Source organism: Mesorhizobium sp. Cs1299R1N3 (assembly GCF_037179625.1).
GTDB classification, from domain to species: domain Bacteria; phylum Pseudomonadota; class Alphaproteobacteria; order Rhizobiales; family Rhizobiaceae; genus Mesorhizobium; species Mesorhizobium salmacidum.
This window is the reverse complement of sequence record NZ_JAPYKQ010000010.1, coordinates 25,088-42,067: the sequence shown is the minus strand read 5'-3', so window position 1 is coordinate 42,067 and position 16,980 is coordinate 25,088. Positions and strand designations below refer to the sequence as shown.

Sequence of the window (16,980 nt, the reverse complement as noted above, 5' to 3'; positions counted from 1 at the left end):
TCCATGCAGAAAATCGCAACAGCAATTTTCATGGTGCTCCTGGCTATGGCCCTGGGGGCCCTGCTCTTCACGGTCGCCTATACCGCGACAGATTGGTACCGGACTGGCTCCCACGTCCTGTTTGACGAGCTGAACGCCAATCCCCTGCCGGTTGTTCGTCTGGCCTGGGCTGACGTGACTGCGAGAAATTTGGGCCGGGTGCAATACGCCGTTGCAGCAGGAGCATTAGGGTCTCTCTTGCCACTGCTCAGCTTCTTTCTCATGCGCCCGAGAAAGCACAATGACTCTCGCTTCATGACGATGAGCGACTTATCGAAAACCGGCTTGACGAAAGCGGGCGGCGTCTTCGTCGGTCGAGCTGGCGGCAAGCTCGCCGAAATTCTGTCGCCCGGCCGCGACCAGCGCTCCGGCAAGATCCGCTGGACGCAACGCAGGCTGATCGGCGGCAAGAAATTGTGGATTGATGGCGATGATATCGGCGGCTTCGTCATAGGGCCGCCGCGCTCCGGTAAGGGCACGTCTCTCATCATCCCGAACGCCTTGACCTGGCCGCATTCGCTGGTCGTGCTCGACCTGCGTGGCGAGACCTATGAGGCGACCGCGGGTTATCGTTCGACCATGAGCAAGGTCGTCCGTTTCGCGCCGGCCGACCCGGACGGCAACACGGCGTGCTACAATCCGATGGATTTCATTTCACTGGATTCGGCGCAGCGCGACATCGATCTTCGCAACATCGCCGCAGCGCTGTTTCCGCGTCCACCCTCGAATGCAGATCCCTATTGGGTCAACGACGCCCGCCTTCTCTTTACCGGCATAGCGTCCTTCGTCATGGAATCGCCAGCGATCCCGAACGAGAAGAAGACCTTCGCTACAATCCTCGAGATCATGAACGGTGCCGAGCAGCCGCTCCTGGAATTCATCGGCTCGCTGCGCGAGGAACGCCGCCGCGAATGCTCCCATTTCACGCTCCAAACCCTGTTGCCATATTTTGAGATGTCCGAGCGGCAGTTTTCGGGAATCTACGCCGGCGTACGGACCGCCATGGCGCCCTTTCTCAACGAGCGTCTGATGCGAGCTACGTCGCGCAGCACGTTCGATATCCGCACGCTCAAGCGTACCCGGTTGTCTCTCTATCTCGACGTGCGGCGCGAGCAGATCACGTCGCTTGGACCGCTGTTCAACGTCCTGATTACGCAGATCATGAACTTCATGTCTGAAACTATGCCGCGTCCGGACGAGCATCCGGTGCTTGTGCTGCTCGACGAGTTTCAGAACCTTGGCAAGCTCGAGAACGTGACCGAAATGGCGAGCGTGCTCGGCGGCAATGGCGTTTCCATGTGGTTTTTCGTGCAGTCGCTGAAGGCTGTAGACGAGATTTATCGCCAGGAAGGGCGCAAGACGCTCATCAACGCTGCTCGCGTGCAGATCTTTTTCGGTGCGCAGGACGCGGACGATCTGCGCTACGTTTCGGAGCAGCTCGGCGAAACGTCGGACGTGCAAAAGGACGTTACGCGCACCAAGGCAACGTTGTTCGACACTTACTACACGCGCTCCGAGCACCGCAAGGAAGTGCGGCGGCCCCTGATGCGGCCGGACGAAATCCGTACGCTCGACAAGAACAAGGTTCTCATGTTGCCGCGTGGGGAACTGCCGATCCTCGGCACCCGCAATTTCTATTTCGCCGACGGCCAGCTCGCCAAACGCGCGTTCATGCCCCTGTCCGCCTCTGCCGACGCTTCGCGCACGAAAAACCCTGCTTTGGACGCTTCCGCGGCGGTTCCATATCCTGCGCTCCCGACGATTGTGCCGAAAGCACCCGCCTACCACTCAGGCCTCTTGCAGACCCGGCTGCGGCGCGGCGCGACCTTTGCCGCAAAAGCGGGCTCTGTAGCTCCACCGCCAGGCCTGCGCGCAATCGTAAAAGAACGGCTGAAAGCAACAGACGCTGCAGCCGTACCGGCTTATGCCGCCATAGATTTTTCCGCCTTGGCCGCCAAAGCGGTGATGACACGCATAGCGCCCGACAAAGAAGCGGCGGTTGCGGCGATCCTGAACAACGTGAAGTCCCTGCGCGCCAACGCATCCGACACCGAGACTTTCGATCGAAATCTCAGAATCGTCGAAGATGCTTTGCCTGATCTAGTCGATTAGCCGAGCAACCTACGGCGATCGCCGACAACGAGCCAACCGCACGGGCCGCATTTGATGCGCCAGCAGCCACGTAAAGCGATGCCAGAAATTCCCTCCGGCACGGGACTTGACCAACTCGGCGGCGCGCGACTGGAGCAAGGAAGCAAACAATCGCGGCCCACAAGTCGGACGGTATGTACCTCTTTGCTCCTGTCGAAGGATTTCCATGCCGAGCCCTGGGGCTAGGTGGCACGCTCTTCGGTGGAATTCAGTTTCACGGGCTAGTGGCCTCGAGCCGGTTGCTCCGGGACGACAAAGTTGCGCCAGGAGCCGCCTTTTTAGAGCATTCTGCAAATGTCGCGATTTGGGCACGTCAGCGGAATGGCAGCACCCCACGTGGCCGTCCGAGCTCGCGAGGGAGCAGCCGCTTGGACAAGCGCAGTTGCCCTTTTTGACCTTCGAGCACTGGTTCGGGTCGCCACGGGCATGGGAGGCCGACTATCAGCAGGGACCGACGAGGGCGCGACGGTGCCCAGCGTGACGCCACCAGGCCGAGGTATTGCGGTGGGTTCATCGTACATGTAACTGCCGCAGGTCGCTGATGCTCATGTCCGGAACACCTGACCTTCGGCGTGCGCGTAGCGCCGAGCGCTTGGTGGCAGAGGCAGACACGGCCATATAGCAAGCTGCGCATTCTCCGGCAGACGTCGAGTTTGCTGGTCATGATTGGGTAGGGCTGCTGGCCGGGCGGTTGGGATGCCTGAGGTGGGTGGGCGCGATGCCGGTGTGCTTGCGGAACACGCGGCTGAAATGGGCGGCATTGCCGAAGCCACATCGGTACGCGATTTCCCCGATCTGTAGGTCGCTGCCTTCCAGCAGGGACTTGGCATAATGCACGCGTAGCGCCAAATAAGCGGCCATCGGACTGGTTCCCAACTCGGCCCCGAATAGACGCTCGAGCTGACGCCTCGAGCAATTCAACCTGCTTGCGATCTCGGTGACCGATACCTTCTCCTGGAGATTGCTTTCCATCAGGAGCAAGGCCCGCTTCACAGCGCGGCTCGAGGCTTCGGGAAACAGGTCGCCGACGGGCTGCACGTCCGTGATGTTGCGGATTCGATCCAGCACAAGTATCTTGGCAGCCTTTTCCGCCGCCTTCTGGCCGATGAATTGCGACACGAAATAGCCGGCGAGGTCGGCCGCGCCCGTGCCGCCGGCGCATGTCGAGCGGCCGCGGTCGACCGAAAACAGACTGTCAGCATGCGCGTTCACGTCCGGGAACTCCGCCCGAAAGTCCTTGATGTGGAACCAGCTTACAGCAGCGCTATAGCCGTCCAGCAAGCCATAGCGCGCCAGCACGAAGCTTCCCGTGCAAAGCGCGGTTATGGGCACGCCATTGTCGGCGGCTCGCAAAAGGAAGGCCTCCTTCTCCGAATTGAGATTGCGGTACGTGTCGAGCAGGCCGCCGACCACGACGACGTTGTCGAAATCCTCCGGATTGCCGATCGCCCTGGTCGGCAGCAATTCGACGCCGCAGCTCGCCCTGATCGGCAGGCCGCGTTCGCCGACAATCTGCCAGTCGAACTCCACCCTGCGGCTGCGATCGCCCTCGTCGCCCGCCAGGCGCAGCGTGTCGATGAAAAGCGAAAGCGGCGACAGGGTGAAATCGCGAACCAGGAGAAACGCAAACTTCTTGGCCATCTTTCCGGGAATTGCCTTGCACCTATCCGAAGCTCATCCGGCGTCGTCCTGGGGCGAGCCACCGATCCATCAGGCTATATATTGTGTACCAGGAAAATACAATCCGTTGACTCGCCCACGAGCGCATGCGATTCTTCCACGGGACCAATTTGATCGGCTGGCAGAATCATTCCAAAGGTGCGCCATGAAGGGAAGCAAAGGCAGTCTTTACGATGATCTGAAGCGTCGCATCCTGACGATGGAACTCGATCCCGACGAGGATCTGGATGAGGTGGCGCTGAGCGAGCGTTACGGTTTGTCGCGCACCCCGGTCAGGGAAATCTTTCGCCGACTGGAGGGCGAAGGCTACATCGAAATCCGTGCAAACCGGGGCGCAAGGGTCGTCCCGATGAACCACTCGACGCTCAGGCAGTTCTTCTTGGTTGCCCCGATGGTTTACGCCGCCATCGGCCGACTGGCGGTTCAGAATTTCAAGCCCTCACAAATGTCGGACTTGAAGGACACGCAGGAGCGTTTTCGCACCGCGAGCAAGTCAGGCGACGCACTTTCCATGGTGGTCGAGAATAACAGGTTTCATGAGATTATCGGCGAGATGTCTGCGAACGCCTATCTTCAACCGAGCCTCGGAAGGTTACTGATCGATCACGCCCGGATTGGCCATACATTTTTCCGCCCGCGCAATAATGACATGCGCAAGCGACTCCAGACGGCGGTCGAACATCATGACGGCTTCATCTCGGCCATAGACGCGCACGATGAGGACGCCGTTGTCGACCTGGTGTTCGAGCATTGGGAACTGTCGCGCGAGAACATGGAAATGTTCATCGCGCCCCAGGGAATGAAAGCGGATGCCCTGGTTGGTGATTCCTGACGGCATCGCCGTCACCTTCAGATCGACGTCTCTCTGCCGCGTTATAGCTCGTCTTGCCTGCTGGTCCAGCGCAGCAGCCCTGCTGGCGAGAGGCCTCAGTATTCGCAGGGCGCAGAGGGCATGCCGCGCCCTAAAGGCAGGCCTCCCTTCTCAGCATTGATCTGTCACGGTGCTGGGTCGCGAGCGGCTTCCCTGCTTGCCTGGGCGGCTTCGCCTGCAACGGGGCTGTTGTCACATTTGTGGCCCGGACGATGCTTTGGTTGACAGCCTTCGGGCCGAACTGTGTTTTTTCCGTATAAAATTTGTGTACGCAAATAATACAATTTGTTGACTCCGAGCCGCCGATGTGCAATTTTCCCCGCCATCAAATGCGATCGACTGGTCCCGAGGGCTGCGAATTCCCGCGTAGGAATTCGTAGAGGGTCTTCGTTTGGCCGAATGACGCATTGGTCGAAACGGCCACGCCATCGACGGAGGAATGTCTTGAAATTCGAGGGCATCTACACGCCGGCGGTGACGCCGCTCGACCCACACGGTCAGATCGACAACGCCGCTTTCGCCGACGTTCTCGAGTCACTCATTGAAGCCAAGGTGCACGGCATCATCGTCGGCGGATCGACCGGCGAATATTATGCCCAGAGCGCCCAGGAGCGCTTCGATCTCGGCGCCTACGCCAAGCAGGTGATCGGCACCCGCCTCCCCCTGATCATCGGCACCGGCGCCACCAGAACCGAAGACTCCGTCGAATATGCCAAGGCAGCGAAGGCGATCGGCGCCGACGCGATCCTCGTGTCGTCTCCTCCCTACGCCTTGCCGACTGAGCGAGAAAACGCGGTCCATGCGCTGACGGTCGACCGCGCGGCGAACCTTCCGATCATGCTCTACAACTACCCGGCCCGGATGGGCATCACCATGCGAGAGGACTATTTCGCCCGCGTCGGCAAATCCAGGAACGTCGTGGCGATCAAGGAAAGCTCGGGCGAGATGGGCAACGTCCACCTGCTCGCCCGGAAGTTTCCGCACATCGCGCTCTCCTGCGGCTGGGACGACCAGGCGCTCGAATTCTTCGCATGGGGTGCCAGGAGCTGGGTTTGTGCCGGCTCCAACTTCCTGCCGCGCGAACATGTCGCGCTCTACGAAGCCTGCGTGCTCGAGAAGAATTTCGACAAGGGCCGCGCCATCATGAGCGCGATGCTGCCGCTGATGGACTTCCTCGAATGCGGAAAGTTCGTCCAGTCGATCAAGCACGGATGCGAACTGATCGGCCTTAAGACAGGCTCTGTCCGCGCGCCGCTGCGGCCTCTCAATTCTGAAGAAAAGCGATCCCTACAGACTGTCGTCGCCACTTTGAAGTGCACGGTCGCCCAGATCACGTCGGGAGCAAATCATGCATGAACCTTTGACCGCCGCCGAATACAAGGCCCTCGCCGCCGAGCTTCAATTCCCGACCAATGCCTTCATCGACGGAGCGTTCCGCCCGGCCAATTCCGGCAAGACATTCAAGACGACCAATCCGGCGACGGGCGAGGTGCTCGCGGTAATCGCGGCCTGCGATGCCAGCGATGTCGATTTCGCTGTCGCCAAGGCCAGGCAAGCCTTCGACGACGGCCGTTGGCAGCACCTCGCGCCCGGCGAGCGCAAGGCAGTTCTCCTCAAATTCGCGAAGCTTCTGGAGCGTAACCGTCACGAACTCGCGGTGATGGAGAGCCTCGACAGCGGCAAGCCGGTCCGAGAATGCCAGACCGTCGATGTTCCTGATACGATCCACACCATCCGCTGGCATGCCGAGCTCATCGACAAGCTCTATGACAACACTGCTCCTGTCGGCTCGAAAGCGCTGACCTTGGTCGTGCGCGAAGCGGTCGGCGTGGTCGGTTGCGTGCTGCCGTGGAACTTTCCGCTATTGATGCTGGCCTGGAAGATCGGCCCGGCACTTGCGGCCGGATGTTCGGTGATCGTGAAGCCCGCGCAGGAGACGACGCTGACCACGCTTCGCGTCGCGGAGCTGGCGCACGAGGCAGGCATCCCCGCAGGCGTTCTCAATGTCGTCCCCGGTAGCGGCAAGGATGTCGGCGAACCGATCGGCATGCATATGGGCGTTGACATGGTCGCCTTCACCGGATCGACGCCGACAGGTCGCCGCTTCCTGCGCTACGCGGCGGATTCAAATCTCAAGCGCGTCGTCCTGGAATGCGGCGGCAAGAACCCGGCGGTGGTTCTCGACGATGCCGAAGACCTCGACCTCGTCGCCGAGCAGGTGGTCAACGGCGCGTTCTGGAACATGGGCGAGAATTGCTCGGCCACGTCGCGACTCATCGTCCACTCAAAGGTCAAGGACGAGCTGCTGCAGCGGATCGGCGGCTACATGCGCGAGTGGAAGACCGGCGATCCGCTCGACCCGGAAAACCGCATCGGTGCGCTCGTCAGCAAGAACCATTTCGAGAAAGTGAAATCCTTCCTCGGCGACGTCAAGACTGAGAAGCTCTCGGTCGCCCATGGCGGCGCCACGCATAAGGGAATCTACATCGAGCCGACCGTCGTCGACGGCGTCACACGTTCGAGCCGTCTCTTCCAGGAGGAGATCTTTGGTCCGATCCTTTCGGTCACCACGTTCAATTCGCTCGCAGAAGCCGTGGCACTGGCCAACGATACGAACTATGGCCTGACTGCGTCGGTCTACACCGGGAGCCTGCGCAAGGCGATCAAGCTTTCGCGCGAAATCCGCGCCGGCGTCGTCACTGTCAACTGCTTCGGCGAAGGCGACGCGACCACGCCGTTCGGCGGCTACAAGGAATCCGGCTTCGGCGGGCGCGACAAGTCGGTCTTCGCGCACGACAATTACTGCGAGCTGAAGACCGTCTGGATCGATGTCTCGGACCGTTCGGTCGACGAGACCGTCCGGTGAGCGATCTCGTCGTCAAGCGTCTTCCGGCGGAATCCGGGACCTCGGGCTGGGAGGCGCTCAGCAAGCGCACCATCCCCTTGCACACGCTTGACGACGACATCTCGGCCGACTGGCTGATCATCGGTGGCGGCTTCGGCGGCCTTTCGGCTGCGCGGCGCCTGTCCCAGCTTCGGCCCGGCGACAAGGTCGTGCTGCTCGAAGCCGGAGAAATCGCCAAAGGCACCGCCGGCCGGAACTCGGGCTACATGATCGACGTCCCGCACAATCTGTCGTCGGGCGAATATTCGGTCGCCAGCGAAAGCGTGACCAGAACGGAGATCGCGCAGAACCGTTTTGCGATCTCTTTCGCCGCCGACGCCGCGGCGGAGTACGGCATGTCCGAACGCACCTTCGATCCGTCGGGTAAGATCAATGCGGCGGCGACCGAGCGTGGCATGACGCTCAACGCCAATTATGGCCGCTCGCTCAAGGCCATCGGCGAAGAACATCGCTTCCTGGATGCCGGCGAGATGCGGGAGATCACCGGATCCTCCTACTATCAGGGCGGCCTCTACACGCCGGGCGCTGTGATGATCCAGCCTGCCGACTACATCCGCGGGTTTGCCGAGGGGCTGGCATTGAAGGCCGACATATTCGAGCACTCGCCAGTGCTCAAACTTCAGCGCCTTGGCGGCGTCTGGAAGGCCGTATCGCGCAACGGAAGCGTCACCGCGCCGAAAGTCATCCTGGGCGTCAATGGTCACATCGAGGACTTCGGCCATTTTCGCGGCCGCCTAATGCACATCTTCACCTATGCGGCGATGACTGCGCCTTTCACGGCGAAGTCCACCGGCAAGGATCGCTGGGCGTTGCTTCCGGCCGATCCAATGGGGGCGACAGTCAGGAAGATCACTTCCGGTGGCTCCTCGCGTATCGTGATCCGGACCCGTTTCACCTACGACTGGACTGTCCAGGTCGGCGAGAAGCGCCTGGCCGGAATCGCCGCTGAGCAGCGCACGTCCTTGGACGCAAGGTTTCCGGACCTCAAGGACGTGCCGTTTGAATACGTCTGGGCCGGACGGCTTTGCCTCAGCCGTAATCACGTGCCGGCCTTCGGCGAGATCGAAGAGGGCCTCTACTCGGCGTGCTGCGAGAACGGACTTGGCACCGTGAAAAGCACGCTCGCGGGCGTCATGGCCGCCGATCTGGCGACCGGCACCCGCTCGGACATGCTCGATAAATTCTCGGATCAACCAGAACCCGCGAGGCTTCCTCCCGAGCCGCTGGCGTGGCTGGGCATCAATGCCGTGATTCGATTGCAGGAATTGCGTGCTGGCCGCGAGGGATGAGCCCTGGCCGCGCAATGTGAAGACTGAGGCGACCGCAGAGGTCTTCAGGGGAATGAAATGAGAAAAACAGGAGCGTAAAATGAGGACTTTGTGGAAAGCGCTCTGCGCTGCCGCGATGGTCGGAATGACCATGCTGTCGGCTCACGCGGAGGAAAAGACCATCACTGTGGGTACGATGTCCTGGGAGGACCTCACCCCGATCACCGGCATCACCAAGAAGGTTCTTGAAGACGCCGGCTATACGGTCAAGGTGGTGCCTTTCTCGGAGTGGGGCATCGCCTATGCCGCCTTGACCAAGGGTGACATCCAGATCCTCGCCTCGCAGACGGACTACGTCGCCCAGGACTACTGGGACAAAAACAAGAAAAAGCTCGAGAAAATCTCTCCGGTTTCGCATGGCCTGTTCCAGGCCATTGCGGTGCCGAAATACGTGACCATCGACTCTACGGACCAGTTGAATGACAACGCCGACAAGTTCGGCGGCAAGATCGTCGGCATCGAGCCAGGATCAGGTCTGATGCGAGACACCGCCAACGCCGTCAAGGCCTACGACCTCAAGCTCCAGCTTGTCGAAGGCAGCACGGCGGCGATGACCGCTGCCCTCAAATCGGCCGTAGACCGTAAGGAATGGATCGCCGTCACCATCTGGGAACCCTCCTGGATGATGCAGAAGTATGACGTCAAGTTCCTCAAGGATCCGAAGGGCGTCTTCCCGCCGCCGCAGAGCTACTACTGGATCGGCAAGAAGGGTTTCTCGGCTGAAAACCCGCATGCCCGCGAGGTGATCGCCAGTGTCTACGTCCCGCTTGCCGATATCACTGCCATCAATGGCGCCGTCAACGAGGGCAAGACCATGGACGAGGCCATCAAGGCCTGGACCGACAGCCATGCCGACCTCCTGAAGCGCTGGGAAAACATCAAAACCCAGTAAATTTCGAAGGGGCGGGCCGTCGAAGCCGGCGGCCCACTCGGAACTTTGCAAACAGGAAGGCCAGCGTCATGCGGCCCACGGGGAACGCGATGAACACTGCGATGAACGTTACCAACGAGATACTGATCGACTGCCGGTCCGTATGGAAGATCTTCGGCGGCCGTGCTCCGGCCGCCGTCAAGGCCATTACCGAACGTGGGCTGTCCAAGAAGCAGGTGCTGCAGGAATTCGACTGCGTGGTCGGTGTTTCCGACGCTAGCCTCGAGGTCCGCCGCGGCGAAATCTTCTGCGTCATGGGCCTCTCGGGAAGCGGCAAGTCGACGCTGATCCGCCTCCTCAATCGCCTGATCGAGCCGAGCCTCGGCAAAATCACCGTCAAAGGAAAGGAGATCGCCAGGCTGAATGCCGCCGAGCTGCGCGACATGCGCGCCCGCAATATCGGCATGGTGTTCCAGAGCGTGGCGCTTCTCCCTAACCGAACAGTTCTCGAGAACGCCGGCTTCGGCCTTGAAGTGCGCGGCGTTGCAAAGGACGAGCGCAACAAGACCGCCCGCTCGGCTCTCGAAAAGGTTGGGCTTGCCGACTGGACATCGCGATATCCCTCGGAACTATCCGGCGGCATGCAGCAGCGCGTCGGCCTTGCCCGGGCGCTTGCCGCAGACCCTGAAATCATCCTCATGGACGAGCCGTTCAGCGCGCTGGATCCGCTGATCAGGCGCCAGTTGCAGGACGAATTCCGCCAGCTGACGAAGTCGCTCGGCAAGTCCGCCGTCTTCATCACCCACGATCTCGAGGAGGCCATCCGCATCGGCGACCGCATCGCCATCATGAAGGACGGTGTCATCGTGCAGGTCGGAACGGCGGAGGAAATCGTGACGAAGCCCGCCGACGACTACGTCTCCGACTTCGTCGCGGGCATATCCAGGATCCACCTGGTCAAGGCGCACTCGGTGATGCGTCCCGTTGCCGAGTTCAAGAACTCAGAACCGCATTGCGACGTGAACGCGCTTTTGCGGACTTCGCCGGAGGCTGACATCGGCCAACTCATCGACCTCACCATGCAGTCGGATCGCGACGCTGTCGCCGTTGTCGACAACGGAACCATCGTCGGCGTCGTCACTGTCCGAGGGTTGCTGCGCGGCGTGGCCGGGACACCCGCAAGAGAGTTCGTTGCGGCATAGCTCGGGAGGAGCGGAATGGACATCTCGGTCATTACGGACACGTTCGATAGCTGGACGGACGATGCGCTCGGCTGGATCAGCGACAATGGCGAATGGCTGTTCGACTCTGTCAGGACCGTGCTTGAAGGAACCTACAACGGTGTCCTGTGGCTCCTGCAGCTCGCACCGTTTTACGTGATTGCGATCGTCGCCGCGCTGCTCGGATGGCGATTGATCAATGCCTGGTCCGGTGTGCTCGCTGGCATTGCGCTAATCTTTTGCGCAGTCATGGGGCTTTGGCCCGAAACCATGAGCACATTGGCTCTGGTGATCACCGCCACATTCCTCGCCCTTCTCGTCGGCATTCCCGTTGGCATTGTGGCGGGCTTCGTCAAGTCGTTCGATCGATTTCTCGAACCAGTGCTCGACCTGATCCAGACCTTGCCGCCTTACATCTATCTTCTTCCCGCGATCGCGCTGCTAGGCTATGGGCCGGCGACCGCGCTTGTTGCCACCTTCATCGTCGCCATGCCGCCCGCCATCCGGCTCACCTCGCTGGGTATCCGGATGACGCCGCATGAATTCATCGAGCTCGGCCAGGCAAGCGGCCTCACCCCATGGCAGATGTTCACCAAGATCAGGCTTCCCTTCGCCATCCCAAGCGTGATGGCCGGGATCAACCAGAGCCTGATGATGGCCTTCGGCATGGTCGTCATCGCCGGTATCGTCGGCTCAGGCGGTCTTGGCGAGACGATTTATTCGGCGGTGCGCACTCTCGACATCGCCACGTCGATCAACGCCGCGATCGCGATCGTCATCCTGACCATGGTGCTCGACAGGCTCACGCAGAGCGCGGCCCGCCGCGCCAAGGGAGGCGTAAGATGAATTTCGGTCTGCCCAGCTTTTCGCCAGGAGCTTACCTTGCGCCCTCAGTGGATTGGTTGAACACCCATTTCCATCCGTTCTTCGACGCGGTGACCAAACTGATCGAGGCGGTGCTGAGCGCCATTGAGGCAACGCTGCTCTACCCGCCACCCTACGCCATGATCGTCGTGGCAACCCTGCTCGCCGCGTTCTTCGTCAGCGTCCGGGTTTCGATCGTGACCGCCATCGCCCTCGCCTTCTGTTTGCTGGCGGGCTTTTGGGCCGCATCGATGCAGACGCTGGCGCTTGTGACGGTGGCGGTGATCATTTCCGTTTCGATCGCGTTCCCGCTCGGCATCGTGGCGTCACGCTACAAGAAATTCGAAGCCGCCATCCGCCCTGTGCTGGACATCATGCAGACCGTGCCGCCATGGGTCTATCTTATCCCCGCCGTCATGATCTTCAGCCTCGGCCGCGTTCCGGCGATCATTGCGACGATCGTCTATGGCATCCCGCCGATGCTGCGCCTGACGACGCTCGCCTTCAACCATGTGCCGAAGGACCTGTTGGAACTCGGCCAGGCCACAGGCGCTTCGCCACGGTCGATACTGTTCAAGATCGAAATCCCGTCGGCGACGCCCACCCTCATTGTCGGCCTCAACCAGTGCATCCTGCTTTCCTTGGCAATGGTGGTGCTGGCTGGACTGGTGGGAGCAGGTGGCCTCGGCGCCGAGGTGACGCGAGGATTGACGCGCATGGAAATGGGGCTTGGCCTTCGGGCGGGACTATCGATCGTCGCGATCGCCATTCTTCTAGACCGGCTCTCGCGCGGCGCCCTCCAGCGCAGCCGCCGACCCGGCACTGCGTAAATCGGGACCACACACTGGAAAGGAATACCATGCGGCGCAGCTTTCTCTGCATCGACTCCCACACGTGTGGCAATCCGGTGCGATTGGTCGCCGGAGGTGGGCCCTTGCTGCCGCACCTCCCAATCTCGGAACGGCGCGACCTGTTCGTCCAGGAGCATGATTGGATCCGGCAAGCACTGATGTTCGAACCCCGCGGACATGACATCATGTCGGGCGCGATCATCTACCCCGCTTATCGCGAGGATTGCGATTTCGCGGTGATCTTCATCGAGGTCAGCGGATGCCTGCCGATGTGCGGTGCCGGCACGATCGGGCTGGTGACCGCGGCAATCGAAGAAGGCCTCGTGACCCCTCGAGTCCCAGGCAAGCTGTCGATTGAGACCCCCGCAGGCAGGGTCGATATCCAATACGACAAGCCGGGCGAGTTTGTAGAAAGCGTGCGGATGTTCAACGTCCCCAGCTATCTGCATGCCGCGGACGTGGCCGTCGATATCCCTGGTCTTGGCCGGCTCGTCGTCGACATCGCCTACGGCGGCAATTATTACGCCGTTGTCGAGCCGCAGGCGTCGTGGCAGGGCTTGGATGGGATGTCGGCCAGTGACATCGTAGAGCTCAGTCGCAGTCTCCGCGACGCGCTCGAAACCGTCTGCAATCCAGTTCATCCCGACGATGAAAGGATACGCGGCGTCCACCACGCCATCTGGTGCGACAGGCCCTCAATTAGCGACGCCGACGGCCGCGGCGCGGTGTTCTATGGCGACAAGGCGATCGACCGTTCGCCGGGCGGGACCGGAACATCGGCTCGCATGGCGCAACTCCACGGAAAAGGTCGACTAAAGGTCGGCGACACCTTCCGTCAGGAAAGCCTGATCGGTACGGTGTTTGAAGGCCGCATCGAGGCCGAGACCGACATAGGTTCGTTCAAGGGCATCAAGCCCAGTGTCGGTGGTTGGGCACGGATCATCGGCCACAATACGATCTTCGTGGATGATCGCGACCCGCTGGCGCATGGGTTCCAGATTCGGTGATGGAGCCAGTTCGAGGCTGGACGTCCGCTTCCAGGTGATGGAGTTGACTCGACTCTAGCGACCGCGATGGGGCGCATTGCAGCCTTTCGCAACGCGGACAATAATGGTCACGATGGGTCATCAACGTGAATACGAAGATCTCCAACGGATCCATCAGCGTAACCGGGAACGTCGCAGTCGCCTCACAAATGATCGAGGCGTTAGTCCGGGCTTTCCTCCACCGACGATCATGGGTAGCAACGCCACAGGCTGATGGGTGGCTAATGCCGCGTCGTGCATCAGCTTCATTGACGAATGCCTTTTGCGCTCGCCGGAAACGGGACCAGCATCTGACCACCTGCGATGCGGCAGGTTAGCGGATTTCAATATCATCCTCGCAATGAGATGCGTGGCTCTTGATCCTGAACCGCCGAGACAGAACGAGTCTCGGCGACAGTTCTCCGCACTCTCCCGCGCTTCACAGGGCCGGCAAGCAAGCTTTGCTCAGCGCTCGTAATCGTTATCGTTCGAGCGCTGTGTCTTGCGGTCCTGCTCTTCTGACTGCCATGCCTTCTGTTTGTTCGCGTCCTTCTGCTTGGCTCCCACCTTCTGCTGCTCGGTGCCTGTGCGTGGGTGCTCCGGCTGGCGGGGATCGTCCCGAGTTGGAAGGTCTCGCCCTCGCGCCTCGCGCTCGGGGACCGGCTCGCCACTGCCACCACCACGACGCTGTTGCTGCCGCTCGAATTGCAGCCGCGCGAGACGATCGTGCATCTTGTCGTTCACCTCTTCACGATACTGTTCGAACTGTCCTTGATGCGCCGGCGGCAGCGTCTCGCGCATGTTGTCCAGAGCCTGATTGACGCGGGCCATCTGACGCCGCATTTCCAAGGGGGTTTGCGCCATGTTCAAATCTCCTATCAGTGCGTTCAATTCTCTCATACCGGGATGGGACAGGAAAGACTTCTGCCCCGATTGATCTGCTCCGCGACCTGCGGCAGGACCTGGCTGCCCCTCCCCTGTCCGATCGCGACGGAACCGCAGAAAATTGTTGCCGATCGACTCCGCTGCCGTGAGAGCCTGACCGACTACGCCCGCGGTCCGCATCGTCGTCACAGTCTTTTGCCATGCGGCAGCGATTGCATCGCCGTTAACGACAAGGGATTGTCCATCCAAACGGCGTTGCCGCTTGGCCTCCACCCGCTCGATCGTCCTGGCGCTGACCTGGTAGCGCGGATCGTTCTGGGCGCGCCTGTAGGCTCCGGCATGCTCCTTCGTGAAGGGCCGCGTCATCGCATGATCCATGCGCCGCGTCGCCACCATCGCAATGCCGTTCTCGCGTGCTTTTTCCGCAAATGTCTCGCGCCAGGCGACCAGATCTGGCTTGTAGAATTTCAGGCGTTCGCCCTCGGCTGACCGTGCCTGCACCATCGCGTGGATATGGACGTGCTTGGTGTCCTTGTGATGCGCCAGGACGAATTTGTATCCTGGCGCGCGCTCCTCGAGCACGGCGCGCGCCGCGGCCATCACGGCGTTGGCATCGGTGCCGGCTCTTGCCGAGAAAAGCAGGTGATAGGCATTGCGGCGTTCACGCCCCGAAAACTGCGGGCGCCATTGTTCATAGACCGAAGCCGCCGCCTTGGTGGAATTCTTCGCCCCGGGCACGGGCTCGCCATTTGCGTGGCGGACCTGGCTGTGGGTGCGGATGAACTTCTGCAGGAAATATTTCGCTTTGGGTTCACGGCTGACGGCCGCCATCACCTCTGCCTTGGCTACCACCCCCGCCGCGCCCATGGCCTCGGACAAGCGTGCCTCGATCTTGTCAAGCGCCTTGCTGCGCGAATTTTCCCGCCCACCGGCCAGGACTCTCGCAAGCGGCCCGGCCCGCTCATCGGTGTGCGCGTATACCTGCACCGTGTGTCCATCTTGAGCATAAATGAAGGGTTTTGCTCCGAAGGCCTTATTCATCGCCTCGCTCAAGGCGGCATCGGTGACCTCGCCAGCGAGCTCGAAACGAACCTCGATAAAATTGGTGTTTTCCAAGGGCGGTTCGAACGTCTCGCAAAACGTTTCCAGGAACGCCTTTCGTGCGCCGCCTGTCGCGAGAACCTGTCCGTCCTCGTCGAAAATCTCGATGTCGCGTTTCTCGCCTTTTTCGTCCTCGCGCTTCCCGATGTAATTGAGCAGCCGCGACGCCGCGTCCTTCGTGGATGGCGGATTGGGCATGACCTTGAACACAGCAGGCTGCGCGCCCGCCGCATAGCCTGCCCTCGCCGCCACGGCCCGCGCCTGATAGCCCGCCCGCGCCGCCCGTCCTGTAGCGCTCGCGCGACCCGCACCACGGCCACCGCCGCCGCGCCGCTTCCAGTCTTCCTCCTCCTCTTCCGGCCGAAAACCGGCGAGCGTGGCGCCATAGACCATGATCGGCGCGCTAGAGGTCGCAGCAGCCGCGCTGGGGACGGAGCCTCCTCCTGTCCCTCGCGGCGACGAACGAGGGGCGTTCCTCCCGCCACTGACCAACGAGCCGGCTTGTCCTTGCCCGACCCGTCCGCCGCCACCGGTCCGTTCATAACTTTTCATCGCCTGGAATTCACTGGCCTCGCGTCGGGCGCCCGTCAGTGACTTGTCGTCGTCCAGCTCCTCACGCTTCACGCCGGCAGCGCCCCGAAGATAGCGTTCGATTTCGGCTGCGTAGCCAGCAAGCCGGCCGCTCATGGCCTGGCCTCCCGCGCCTTGCGGGAGCCGCCAGTCATCGCCTTCAGTTCCTCGCGGAACCGCCGCACGAGGTCGCCCACGGCGATCAGCGCCCGCTCAAGATCCTCATCATGGGCAACTCGGCCGTCGTTCATGGCGCGCACGGCCTGATTGAAATTGACGCCGATGCGCCGCAGCTGATCGGTCATGTCCACGATCGCCGGCCGCAACGCCTCTGACGCGACAGGCAGATGTCCGGCCTCAGCCCGCACCAGACGTCGGACGATCTCACTGAGGGTTGCGCCCTCCCGTTCCGCAATGGCTTTGAGACTGGCCAGCTCGTCAGCCGAAAACCGGATGTGCGTCACCTCGCCATAGCGTTGTGACGCGCTCTTCACCGCAGCTTTCTGAGCGTCTGCATCCATCTCTCAAGCCCGCTTGCGGGCGCTAAGGCCCGTCAGGGTCGCGCCACCTATTTTGTGTGTATCACAAAATAGGCTATCCTGCCAGTAGAAAGCTGCAA

Annotated in this window: 13 protein-coding genes; 10 read left to right on the top strand and 3 right to left on the bottom strand. The window is 61.4% G+C overall.

Annotation, left to right across the window (positions count from 1 at the left end; all coding sequences use genetic code 11):
* The first annotated feature begins 3 nt into the window (after positions 1–3).
* Positions 4–2,151 carry a type IV secretory system conjugative DNA transfer family protein gene (locus O7B34_RS20820; protein WP_337147828.1) on the top strand — a complete coding sequence of 716 codons (2,148 nt, stop codon included), beginning with the start codon at positions 4–6 and terminating at the stop codon, positions 2,149–2,151.
* Positions 2,152–2,850: 699 nt separating this feature from the next.
* Here the strand turns inward: O7B34_RS20820 and O7B34_RS20815 are convergent.
* Positions 2,851–3,831, bottom strand: coding sequence for a GlxA family transcriptional regulator (locus tag O7B34_RS20815; RefSeq protein WP_337147827.1), 981 nt, complete (start codon positions 3,829–3,831; stop codon positions 2,851–2,853).
* A gap of 184 nt (positions 3,832–4,015) precedes the next feature.
* On the opposite strand from O7B34_RS20815, the gene O7B34_RS20810 reads away from it, so the two are divergent.
* The 9 genes from O7B34_RS20810 to O7B34_RS20770 all read left to right on the top strand — a co-directional run bounded on the left by O7B34_RS20810 (position 4,016) and on the right by O7B34_RS20770 (position 13,787).
* Positions 4,016–4,702 carry a GntR family transcriptional regulator gene (locus O7B34_RS20810; protein WP_337147826.1) on the top strand — a complete coding sequence of 229 codons (687 nt, stop codon included), beginning with the start codon at positions 4,016–4,018 and terminating at the stop codon, positions 4,700–4,702.
* A gap of 483 nt (positions 4,703–5,185) precedes the next feature.
* A complete protein-coding gene (locus O7B34_RS20805; RefSeq protein ID WP_337147825.1) occupies positions 5,186–6,097 on the top strand; it encodes a dihydrodipicolinate synthase family protein in 912 nt (303 codons plus the stop codon).
* Positions 6,090–7,607 (top strand): aldehyde dehydrogenase, encoded by a 1,518-nt coding sequence (locus tag O7B34_RS20800; RefSeq protein ID WP_337147824.1) that lies wholly within the window; start codon positions 6,090–6,092, stop codon positions 7,605–7,607. The genes O7B34_RS20805 and O7B34_RS20800 overlap by 8 nt, the downstream gene beginning before the upstream one ends.
* The gene (locus tag O7B34_RS20795; protein WP_337147823.1) at positions 7,604–8,935 is read left to right on the top strand and encodes an NAD(P)/FAD-dependent oxidoreductase; all 1,332 of its coding nucleotides are present in this window, start codon (positions 7,604–7,606) and stop codon (positions 8,933–8,935) included. Before O7B34_RS20800 ends, O7B34_RS20795 begins: the two co-directional genes overlap by 4 nt.
* A gap of 79 nt (positions 8,936–9,014) precedes the next feature.
* Positions 9,015–9,866, top strand: a complete 852-nt coding sequence (locus O7B34_RS20790) for a glycine betaine ABC transporter substrate-binding protein (protein WP_337147822.1) — start codon at positions 9,015–9,017, stop codon at positions 9,864–9,866.
* Between the two features lie 89 nt (positions 9,867–9,955).
* Positions 9,956–11,047: a quaternary amine ABC transporter ATP-binding protein gene (locus tag O7B34_RS20785; RefSeq protein WP_337147821.1), complete on the top strand. Its 1,092-nt coding sequence runs from the start codon at positions 9,956–9,958 to the stop codon at positions 11,045–11,047.
* A 15-nt stretch (positions 11,048–11,062) separates the two neighbouring features.
* Positions 11,063–11,911 carry an ABC transporter permease gene (locus O7B34_RS20780; RefSeq protein WP_337147820.1) on the top strand — a complete coding sequence of 283 codons (849 nt, stop codon included), beginning with the start codon at positions 11,063–11,065 and terminating at the stop codon, positions 11,909–11,911.
* Positions 11,908–12,759, top strand: a complete 852-nt coding sequence (locus O7B34_RS20775; protein WP_337147819.1) for an ABC transporter permease — start codon at positions 11,908–11,910, stop codon at positions 12,757–12,759. Before O7B34_RS20780 ends, O7B34_RS20775 begins: the two co-directional genes overlap by 4 nt.
* A 29-nt stretch (positions 12,760–12,788) precedes the next feature.
* Positions 12,789–13,787 carry a 4-hydroxyproline epimerase gene (locus tag O7B34_RS20770; RefSeq protein WP_337147818.1) on the top strand — a complete coding sequence of 333 codons (999 nt, stop codon included), beginning with the start codon at positions 12,789–12,791 and terminating at the stop codon, positions 13,785–13,787.
* Positions 13,788–14,270: 483 nt separating this feature from the next.
* On the opposite strand, the gene O7B34_RS20765 is transcribed toward O7B34_RS20770, so the two are convergent.
* Together O7B34_RS20765 and O7B34_RS20760 are read right to left on the bottom strand one after the other, a co-directional pair.
* Entirely contained in the window at positions 14,271–16,478 is a 2,208-nt protein-coding gene (locus tag O7B34_RS20765) for a relaxase/mobilization nuclease domain-containing protein (RefSeq protein ID WP_337147817.1), read from the bottom strand.
* Positions 16,475–16,882 carry a ribbon-helix-helix protein, CopG family gene (locus O7B34_RS20760; protein ID WP_337147816.1) on the bottom strand — a complete coding sequence of 136 codons (408 nt, stop codon included), beginning with the start codon at positions 16,880–16,882 and terminating at the stop codon, positions 16,475–16,477. Before O7B34_RS20760 ends, O7B34_RS20765 begins: the two co-directional genes overlap by 4 nt.
* Positions 16,883–16,980 lie beyond the last annotated feature (98 nt).